This window comes from Methylobacterium sp. WL18 (assembly GCF_008040015.1).
Lineage (GTDB): Bacteria > Pseudomonadota > Alphaproteobacteria > Rhizobiales > Beijerinckiaceae > Methylobacterium > Methylobacterium mesophilicum.
Window position 1 is genome coordinate 1 of record NZ_VRVD01000594.1, and the last position, 2,880, is coordinate 2,880.

The 2,880-nt window shown below is 68.7% G+C and carries 3 protein-coding genes; all 3 read right to left on the minus strand.

Going from position 1 to position 2,880, the window contains the following annotated elements; all coding sequences use genetic code 11:
* Positions 1–763 (minus strand): FAD-dependent oxidoreductase (locus tag FV228_RS25525; RefSeq protein WP_147857102.1); only part of this gene is annotated, 763 nt, incomplete at its 3' end.
* Positions 764–829: 66 nt separating this feature from the next.
* Entirely contained in the window at positions 830–1,312 is a 483-nt protein-coding gene (locus tag FV228_RS25530) for a nucleoside deaminase (RefSeq protein ID WP_147857103.1), read from the minus strand.
* A 553-nt stretch (positions 1,313–1,865) separates the two neighbouring features.
* Positions 1,866–2,849, minus strand: coding sequence for an antibiotic biosynthesis monooxygenase (locus tag FV228_RS25535; protein WP_147857104.1), 984 nt, complete (start codon positions 2,847–2,849; stop codon positions 1,866–1,868).
* Positions 2,850–2,880: the final 31 nt, after the last annotated feature.

Here is a 2,880-nt window from a genome sequence, read left to right on the forward strand (position 1 = left end):
GCGCCGGCGGCGCCTGGACGAGGAACTGGCTGAGCTCGACGCTGGGCGACACCTCCCGGGCGATCGCGCCGAGCCAGCGGCCGACCGCGGGGGCCTCCGCCAGACGGTAGTAATGGGTGCTGCCGTGGATCGCGCGCGGCAGCGCGTGAAGCTTGAGGTGGTACCGCGTGACGACGCCGAAGAAGCCCGGGCCGGCGCCGCGGGCGGCCCAGAAGAAATCCGGGTTCTCGGTCTGGCTGGCGCGGATTAGCGCGCCCTGCGCGGTGACCAGCTCGATGGCCTCCAGGTTCTCGGCGCCCAGCCCCCAGACCGTGGGGTTCCAGGCCATGCCGCCGCCCAGGAAGTAGCCGCTCGCCTTGACCTGCGGGCAATGGCCGGTGGGGAAGGCGAGCCCCAGCGGGTTGAGCGCCCGCTGGATGTCGCGGTTGCTGACGATCGGCCGGATCACCGCCCTGCGCTGCGCGGCGTCGATCGAGACGAAGCCCGTGAGATCCTGGAGGTCGATCAGCAGGCCGCCGGACCGCAGGGTCGGCTGGCACCAATTGTGGCCGCCGCCGCGGACGACCACCTTCAGCCCGTTCGCCCGGGCGAAGGTCACGGCCGCGACGACGTCGTCCTCGTCGGCCGCCCGCACCACGACATCCGGGGCGCGGTCCGGGATCAGCCGGTTCCAGAGGTTCGCGTGGGCCGCCTCCCGGAACTGCGGATCCCCCGCCGCGATCACGGAACCGCGGCAGGATCGTCTCAGGTTGTCGAGGGTCATGACCGCACCCGGCGCGAGGAATGGTTTCGGTCGGGCACGATCACGCCCCCCAGCCCTGTCGCAGGCTCAGTACGGCACCCGGTCTTCCTTCTCGGCGTACTTCTTCCAGACCTCGACGGCCTCGGCCCGCATGATCTGCTTGGCCGGGATCGCGCGGTCGCCGACGTCCTTCTTGAACTCGGCGTAGATCATGCTGTCGTCGAAGCCGCCATACGTGAGCGCGTCCTCGACCTGGGCGGCGTAGTAGATGTTCTTGACGCCGGCCCAGTAGGCGGCCGCCAGGCACATCGGGCAGGGCTCGGCGCTCGTGTAGAGCGTGGCGTTGCGGAGCTTGAAGCTCTTCTGCGTCGTGCAGGCCTTGCGGATCGCCTCGACCTCGGCGTGCCAGGTCGGATCGTTCTCCGCGACGACGCGGTTGGCGCCTTCCGCGATGATCTCGCCGTCCTGCACGATCACGCAGCCGAACACGCCGCCGGCGCTGTCGACCAGCGAGGTCTTCTCCGAGAGCGCGATCGCGCGGGCCATGAACTCTTCGTGCTTGTCAGCCATCGTCTCACTCCTCAAGGTTTTCGGTCGTATCGATCCGTGTCGGGTGTAATAATCACACCTTACCGGTCAATGAATAAACCAAACACGCAATCATATAATCTAAACAACCGCTGAATGGTCCGTGCCGTCGCTATCATGCCAGGGCGACATTCCGAATACAGCGGCGGATGACGGCGCGGCACGCATCGGTTGATCCGATGTCGTCGACCGTCATGACGCGGCGTCCATCAATTCCGGCGGCGAAGGACATGTCTCGATCGTCGCGAATCTCCATCGGGCCGAATGATCCGACGATAATCGTCAGATGAAAACAGGAAGCATGGATGCCAGATCCGCGTCAACACGGATCGGCCGCCGCGCCGGGCATGTGTGTCGCGCGGAAACCGGTCGCGCATTCACGCGGCGTCGCGGTCCTATTCGGTGCGATACTGTGTCCGATCCGGGGAAGACTTGACTCCGTAGGCCGGGGCCGGGCGGCGGAGATCGGGTCCGCCCGGACGCGTGAGACGCAGGGTCAAGAAAAACCGCAGTGCTCGCCGCGCCGGAGGGGCCGTCACACCAGCTTCCAGAACACCAGGATCATGACCGCGTAGGCGGCGACCAGCAATCCGGCGCCGAGACGGTTCGCGCGCCGGCGTTTCTCCGGGGCCGGTGCCAGCCACCAGCGGAGGTGCTGGGCGGTCCACGGCACCAGGCGCGACGTCAGGAGCACGCTGAAGACGTTCCCGATGAACAGCGCCACCGGGAAGTCGAGGCCGAGGGTCCGGGTGAGCAGCGGCGTGCCGACCAGCAGGCCCCACAGGAAGACCGTGGGATAGAGCGTCAGCACGACGATCATGTTCATCTTCCACGCCGCGGGCGCGGGGGCGCCCTCCGGCGCGACGTCGCGGAACCATTGCTCGAAGCCGCTATGGACCATGCGGGTGTGGAATTCCGCGGTCAGCGGCGCGGCTTCCTCGATCAGCGCCTGGCGCTCGGGGGACCCGAGCCAGGCCTGCAGGTTGGCGTCGCTGTCGAAGCGCAGGATCGCGACGTAATCCTCCTGCACCCCCGGCACCGCGGGCTCGAAGCGGTAGCCCTGCAGGCCGGTCGCCCTGGACTGGGCGGCCGCGACCTTCTGCTCCCATCGGAGGTACTGCGCCTCCATCCCGGGCTTCACGCGCGTGCTGATCACGGCCGAGACCGGGGCGGTCCGGGCGGCGCTGGCGTCGTCGGTGACGATGTGGACGTCGTCGCGCCCCACCAGCATCGCGGCGGCGCCGGAGATGCGGGATTGCCGCTCGGGCGAGACCAGCCAGGCCCGGGCGTGATCCAGGCTGGCGAACCGCTGCAGGATCACCCAGTCGACCTGAAGCGGCGGGCGCGGCGGCATCAGCCGCTGCTCGATGAAGCCGGGAAACCGGGCGATCACCGCGCTGGTGTCGCCCTGCCATTGCGCGAAGGCGTCGGCGCTCTCCGGCTTGACCGTCGTCTGCGTCACGATGCTGACGCTGCTACCGACGTTCGCGCTGCCGCTGCTGGTCCTGGGCTCGCTCACGAGGCGCCACGGGTCCGCGGCGGGGCCGGGC